Below are 6,139 nucleotides of genomic sequence, written 5' to 3'. Positions count from 1 at the left end.
GGTGTCCGGCGGCGTCATGATGCGGGTTTGCCACCTCGATACCTGCCCGGTCGGGGTAGCCACCCAAAACCCGGTGCTGCGGCAGCGGTTCATCGGCAAGCCGGAATTCGTCGAGAACTTCTTTTTGTTCATCGCCGAGGAAGTGCGCGAGTACATGGCCCAGTTGGGTTTCCGCACCCTCAACGAGGCCGTCGGCCAAGTGAACGCGCTGGACACTACGCTGGCGCGGGCGCATTGGAAGGCACACAAGCTGGACCTGACACCGGTGCTGCACGAGCCGGAGTCGGCGTTCATGAACCAGGACCTCTATTGCAGCTCCAGCCAGGACCATGGCCTAGACAAGGCGTTGGACCAGCAGTTGATTGTGATGAGCCGCGAGGCGTTGGACGCCGGTTCACCCGTTCGGTTCTCGACTACGATCTCCAACGTCAACCGCACGGTGGGCACCATGCTCGGACACGAAGTGACCAAAGCCTATGGCGGCCAAGGTCTTCCCGACGGCACGATCGACATCACGTTCGACGGTTCCGCGGGCAACAGCTTCGGGGCGTTTGTGCCCAAAGGCATCACACTGCGGGTCTACGGCGACGCCAACGACTACGTCGGCAAGGGCCTGTCCGGCGGGCGGATCGTGGTGCGACCATCGGACAACGCGCCGGCACAGTATGTCGCCGAGGACAACATCATCGGCGGCAACGTGATCCTGTTCGGCGCTACCAGCGGCGAGGCCTTTTTGCGCGGGGTGGTCGGCGAGCGGTTCGCGGTCCGTAACTCCGGAGCACACGCGGTGGTCGAGGGCGTCGGCGACCACGGCTGTGAGTACATGACCGGCGGCAAGGTCGTCATTCTCGGCCGCACCGGGCGCAACTTCGCGGCCGGCATGTCCGGCGGCGTGGCCTACATCTACGACCCCGACGGCGCATTTCCCGCCCACCTCAACACCGAGATGGTGCAGCTCGAGGGGCTCGACGAGGATGACCTGAACTGGCTTCGCGGCATGATCCAGTCGCACGTCGACAACACCGATTCCACTGTCGGGCAACGCATCCTGTCCGACTGGGCATCACAGCAGCGCCACTTCGTCAAGGTGATGCCGCTTGACTACAAGCGGGTTCTGCAGGCGATCGCCGAGGCCGAACGTGACGGCGCCGACGTCGACCAGGCAATCATGGCGGCCGCGCATGGCTGACCCGAAGGGCTTTTTGAAATACACCCACCGGGAGTTACCCAAGCGCCGCCCGGTGGAATTACGCCTGCGTGACTGGAAAGAGGTCTACGAAGACTTCGACCACGGGGTGCTGCAGCAGCAGGCCACTCGCTGCATGGACTGCGGGATCCCCTTCTGCCACAACGGCTGTCCGCTGGGCAACCTGATCCCGGAATGGAATGACCTGGTGCGCCGGGGCCGTTGGCGCGATGCGATCGAGCGGCTGCACGCCACCAACAACTTCCCCGACTTCACCGGACGGCTGTGCCCGGCGCCGTGCGAGCCGGCCTGCGTGCTCGGGATCAACCAGGACCCGGTCACCATCAAGCAGATCGAGCTGGAGATCATCGACAAGGCCTTCGACGAAGGCTGGGTGGTTCCGCTGCCCCCGGACAAGCTGACCGGAAAAACGGTCGCGGTGGTGGGCTCCGGTCCGGCCGGTCTGGCTGCGGCGCAGCAACTGACCCGGGCCGGCCACAGCGTGACCGTCTTCGAGCGCGAAGACCGCATCGGCGGGCTGCTGCGCTACGGCATCCCCGAGTTCAAGATGGAAAAGCGCCACCTGAACCGGCGGCTGGCGCAGATGGAAGCCGAGGGCACCGAGTTTCGGGCCGGCGTCAACGTCGGCGTCGACATCAGCGCCGACCAGCTGCGCGCCGACTTCGACGCGGTGGTGCTGGCGGGCGGCGCGACCGCCTGGCGCGACCTACCGATCCCGGGTCGCGAGCTCGACGGTATCCACCAGGCCATGGAATTCCTGCCGTGGGCCAACCGGGCGCAGGAAGGTGATGACGTGCTGGGTCCCGACGGGCAGCCGCCGATCACCGCTAAGGGCAGAAAGGTTGTCATCATCGGCGGCGGGGACACCGGTGCGGACTGTTTGGGTACCGTGCACCGGCAGGGGGCGATCAGCGTGCACCAGTTCGAGATCATGCCGCGCCCACCGGACACCCGCGCCGAGTCGACGCCGTGGCCGACCTACCCGCTGATGTACCGAGTGTCGGCCGCACACGAAGAAGGCGGCGAGCGGGTGTTCTCGGTCAACACCGAGGAGTTCCTGGGCCGCGACGGCCATGTCACCGCGCTGAAGGCGCACGAGGTTCGCATGCAGGACGGCAAGTTCGTCAAGGTCGACGGCTCCGATTTCGAATTGGAAGCCGACCTGGTGTTGCTCGCGATGGGCTTCGTCGGGCCCGAGAAGCCCGGACTATTGACTGATCTCGGGGTCGAGTTCAGCGAGCGCGGAAACGTCGCCCGCGGCAACGACTTCGAGACCTCCGTGTCTGGCGTGTTCGTTGCCGGGGACATGGGCCGCGGCCAGTCGTTGATCGTGTGGGCGATTGCCGAGGGCCGAGCCGCCGCAGCGGCCGTGGACCGGTATCTGATGGGCCAGAGCGCTCTGCCGGCGCCAATCAAGCCAACCGCCGCGCCGCAGCGGTAGTCACTCTGGTAACATAGGCAACACGCGGGGTATTAATCGGCGCGCCTTACACCGTTTGCCAGCAAGGGGGGTGTCTAATGGCCGGGTGTGGGCGTTACGCTAACGTATACCCCGGTTTAGTTGACCGATTGCAGGAGTGATTCCCGTGCACATCTACCCCGTACCCCGCTCGCGGGTGGGACGAATCGCCTGGTCATGGTTTCGGCACCCGGTTAAGAGCCGCGAATTTCCCGCCAAGCACGAGCGGCTGGTGACGGCCGAGGAGCTGCTGCGCTTCAGCGTCTGACGATGGCGGCGCTCGACGGGCTGGCGGTTTCGCGCGTTTGCTGAACTTTATCAAGTTGTTATCTGTAGTTGCGCGGATCGAAGACCTCGCAAAACCGGCTTAACTTCAGTCGACTCCTATCAATTGCAAAACTTGAATGCGATCCCGACGGCATCGGTAGAACGCGGTTATCCCGTATTGGTAGCATCGTTCTCATCCGCGAATCTTGCTGCGGCGGCCGGATAGCGATCAGCCACGGTAAGGGAGTGGACCCATGACGGAACCCGCTGTTCTTCGGGTCGGGGCCGGCTTGCCGCAGCGTTTCGGCGGCGGCGCCCTTTCGGTGTACGTAGGCGGCCAGCCCGTCGTCGACGTGTGGACCGCTGGTCGGATCGGGACGGTACGCGGCGGTGGCGCCGATACCGGCGCGATGGTCTTCTCAGCCAGCAAGGTTTGGCATCGACGTCCTTACAGGCTCGTCGACCGGGGCCTGCTGTCCTATGACCCGCCGATCGCGCAGTATCGGCCGATGTATTTCACCTCGGCTATCACGGGTCGCCGGTGCCCGGCCTGTTGGGCGGATTCGGCCACGCCGGTCTGGGCGGGACCATCGGCTGGGCCGATCCCGTCACCAAAACCCCGTTTGCCTTCGTGCACAACTGGCTCATCACGCCGGTATTGGTCGACCAAAGCCTTTTTGTGCCGCTGATTCTGCCGGTGCGGCGGGCCGCTGCAGCCGTGCATGAGCGCGGCGCACATCCCGTGCCGCAGTTCGGTGCGCCATACCCGGAACCGGACCCGGCGCGCAGAACGGGGCACTGACAGCCGGCTGCGTTCTACAGCCCGGCCTCGCGGATCGCCTGGGCCAGCGGCTCCAATACCGCCGGGTCGTGTGGCGGTGCGATGTACACGATTCCCAGATCCAGCCCTTCGGCCGCCAGCCCGGCCGCGTTCTCGATGACCTGTCCGTAATTGCGGTCCGGCCCCAAGAGCAAGTGCGCCGAAAGCATGATCTCTTTCGGGTCGCGACCGATGTCTTCGCAGTGCGCGGCCAGCACGTCGCGCTTGCGGGCGAACTCCTCGGGCGGACCGCCGACGAAGTTCCAGTGCTGGGCGTAGCGGGCGGTAATGCGCAGGGTGCGCTTTTCCCCGCTGCCGCCGATACAGATCGGCGGGTGGGGGCGCTGCGGTCCTTTAGGCTCGTTGCGGGCGGCTTTGAGTTGGTAGTACGTGCCGTCGAAGTCCGTCGTCTCTTGGCTGAGCAGGCTGGTGAGCACCTGGCAGGCCTCCTCAAACCGGTCGAGGCGTTCCTTGATGCTGCCCAGTTCGATACCGTAGGCGCCCGACTCTTCTTCGTTCCAGCCGGCGCCGATTCCCAACTCGAGTCGGCCGTTGGAGATGATGTCCAGTGCTGCAACCATATTGGCCAGCACCGCGGGATGGCGGTAGTGGACGCCGGTGACCAGGGTGCCCAGGCGGAGCCGCTTGGTGGCCTGGGCCAACGCGGTCAGCGTGGTCCAACCTTCCAGGCAGGGCCCGGTGGAGTCGGAAAAGATCGGATAGAAGTGGTCGAAGGTCCACCCGGACTCGTAGACGTCGATGTCGTCGGCCGCTTTCCAGACGGCCAGCATGTCAGCCCAGGTGGTGTTTTGCGGAGAGGTTTTAAACGCGAATCGCACTCGTTGAGCCTAACGAGCGGTCGAACGCGGCGCGCACCCCACTAGACTCGGCGCGACCATGGACTTCGGTATCGACACCAAGATCACGCTACTGTCAGCGGGATCGATCTTCCTGCTGGCACTGGTCTTGGGCGTCTGGAAGTACCGACAGATCATGGCCGCACCCGACCACCGCGCGCATCCCCGCACACTGAAGATCGAGATGGCGTCGCTCATCGCCGGCGAGATCGGCGGGTTCGGGGTCATCCTGGCCGGGTCCATCGCCGGCCAATTCATGACCGGCTGACGACGGGCACACTGGGGTTATGGATCCGGTGGTTGCGCTGCGACAGATCGCGTTCTACAAGGATCGTGCCCGAGAAGATCCCCGCCGAGTGATGGCCTACCGCAACGCCGCCGACATCGTCGAGGGCCTCGACGAGGCAGAGCGCGAGCGGCACGGGCAGGCCAACAGCTGGCAGTTGTTACCCGGCATCGGGCCGAAGACCGCGAAGGTGATCGACCAGGCCTGGTCAGGACGTGAACCTGACGTATTGGTCGAATTGCGTTCTAGCGCAGGAGATCTCGGCGGCGGTGAGATCCGTGCGGCGCTGCGCGGGGATTTGCATCTGCATTCCAACTGGTCGGACGGCTCGGCTCCGATTGATGAGATGATGGCGACCGCCGCGGGGCTGGGACATGAATACTGCGCGTTGACCGACCACTCGCCGCGGCTGACGATTGCCAACGGTCTCTCGCCGGAGCGGCTGCGTGAACAGCTCGACGTGATCGACGAGTTGCGCGAGCAGTTCGCGCCGATGCGCATTCTGACCGGGATTGAGGTGGACATTCTCGACGACGGCAGTCTCGACCAGGAGCCGGAGCTGCTGGAGCGGCTGGATGTCGTGGTGGCCAGTGTGCACTCCAAACTGTCGATGGATGCCGAGGCCATGACGCGGCGGATGGTGCGCGCGGTCTCCAACGAGCATGCCGATGTGCTCGGCCACTGCACGGGCCGGCTGGTCGCAGGCGACCGTGGTATCCGGCCGGAATCGACCTTCGACGCCGAGGCGGTGTTCACCGCTTGCCGCGATCAGGGCACCGCGGTCGAAATCAACTCGCGGCCCGAGCGCCGCGATCCGCCGACCCGGCTGCTCAATCTCGCGCTGGAGATCGGCTGCGTGTTCAGCATCGACACCGACGCGCATGCACCTGGACAACTCGACTTCCTGGGCTACGGCGCCCAGCGTGCGCTGGACACCGGTGTGCCCGTCGACCGGATCGTCAACACTTGGCCGGTGGAAACGCTGTTGGCTTGGACAGCGTCGTAGGCCACTTCGCCGAACGTCCAGTTATGTAACGCTTTTTCGCGGACCGCGTGCATTAACTGGCCATTCGGCGACCAAATCAGTCCGGCAGGTGCGGCATCTCCAGACCGGGATCTCGGCCGACCAGCACCGCGCGGGTCAGCGCCGACTTGCCGTAGCGCCGCCGCACCCGGTCGACGGCCGCGTCGATGGCCGGCGGCCGCAGCACCTCGGTGGTGAACGGCAGCATCAACTGCTCGG

7 protein-coding genes and 1 pseudogene are annotated in these 6,139 nt (G+C 65.2%); 6 read left to right on the top strand and 2 right to left on the bottom strand.

Features of this window, described 5'->3' with window-relative positions; all coding sequences use genetic code 11:
• From ACFE99_RS21615 to ACFE99_RS21600, 4 genes are all read left to right on the top strand, one after another.
• Positions 1-1,189 (top strand): glutamate synthase-related protein (locus ACFE99_RS21615; protein ID WP_375488439.1); only part of this gene is annotated, 1,189 nt, incomplete at its 5' end.
• Positions 1,182-2,648, top strand: coding sequence for a glutamate synthase subunit beta (locus tag ACFE99_RS21610; protein ID WP_375488438.1), 1,467 nt, complete (start codon positions 1,182-1,184; stop codon positions 2,646-2,648). The genes ACFE99_RS21615 and ACFE99_RS21610, both read left to right, overlap by 8 nt.
• Before the next feature lie 145 nt (positions 2,649-2,793).
• Positions 2,794-2,934: a hypothetical protein gene (locus tag ACFE99_RS21605; RefSeq protein WP_375488440.1), complete on the top strand. Its 141-nt coding sequence runs from the start codon at positions 2,794-2,796 to the stop codon at positions 2,932-2,934.
• A gap of 540 nt (positions 2,935-3,474) precedes the next feature.
• Positions 3,475-3,735 (top strand): hypothetical protein, encoded by a 261-nt coding sequence (locus tag ACFE99_RS21600; protein WP_375488437.1) that lies wholly within the window; start codon positions 3,475-3,477, stop codon positions 3,733-3,735.
• A 14-nt stretch (positions 3,736-3,749) separates the two neighbouring features.
• Here the strand turns inward: ACFE99_RS21600 and ACFE99_RS21595 are convergent, their stop codons facing one another.
• A complete protein-coding gene (locus ACFE99_RS21595; RefSeq protein ID WP_375488436.1) occupies positions 3,750-4,592 on the bottom strand; it encodes an LLM class F420-dependent oxidoreductase in 843 nt (280 codons plus the stop codon).
• A gap of 58 nt (positions 4,593-4,650) precedes the next feature.
• Between ACFE99_RS21595 and ACFE99_RS21590 the strand changes: the two genes are divergently transcribed.
• Both ACFE99_RS21590 and ACFE99_RS21585 read left to right on the top strand, forming a co-directional pair.
• The gene (locus ACFE99_RS21590) at positions 4,651-4,878 is read left to right on the top strand and encodes a hypothetical protein (RefSeq protein ID WP_375488435.1); all 228 of its coding nucleotides are present in this window, start codon (positions 4,651-4,653) and stop codon (positions 4,876-4,878) included.
• Positions 4,879-4,897: 19 nt separating this feature from the next.
• On the top strand, positions 4,898-5,902 hold the full coding sequence (locus ACFE99_RS21585) for a PHP domain-containing protein (protein WP_375488434.1): 1,005 nt from the start codon (positions 4,898-4,900) through the stop codon (positions 5,900-5,902).
• A gap of 76 nt (positions 5,903-5,978) precedes the next feature.
• Here the strand turns inward: ACFE99_RS21585 and ACFE99_RS21580 are convergent.
• A pseudogene (locus ACFE99_RS21580) lies at positions 5,979-6,139 on the bottom strand (DNA polymerase IV); the annotation flags it as partial.

This window comes from uncultured Mycobacterium sp. (genome assembly GCF_964249325.1).
GTDB lineage: Bacteria > Actinomycetota > Actinomycetes > Mycobacteriales > Mycobacteriaceae > Mycobacterium.
The sequence above is the reverse complement of the archived record's forward strand: the minus strand, read 5'-3'. Positions and strand labels throughout refer to the sequence as shown.

Bases quoted from the DNA above. Each gene is read 5' to 3' on its own strand.
- ACFE99_RS21590 (WP_375488435.1), top strand. From the start codon at position 4,651: ATGGACTTCGGTATCGACACCAAGATCACGCTACTGTCAGCGGGATCG.
- ACFE99_RS21610 (WP_375488438.1), top strand. From the start codon at position 1,182: ATGGCTGACCCGAAGGGCTTTTTGAAATACACCCACCGGGAGTTACCC.
- ACFE99_RS21585 (WP_375488434.1), top strand. From the start codon at position 4,898: ATGGATCCGGTGGTTGCGCTGCGACAGATCGCGTTCTACAAGGATCGT.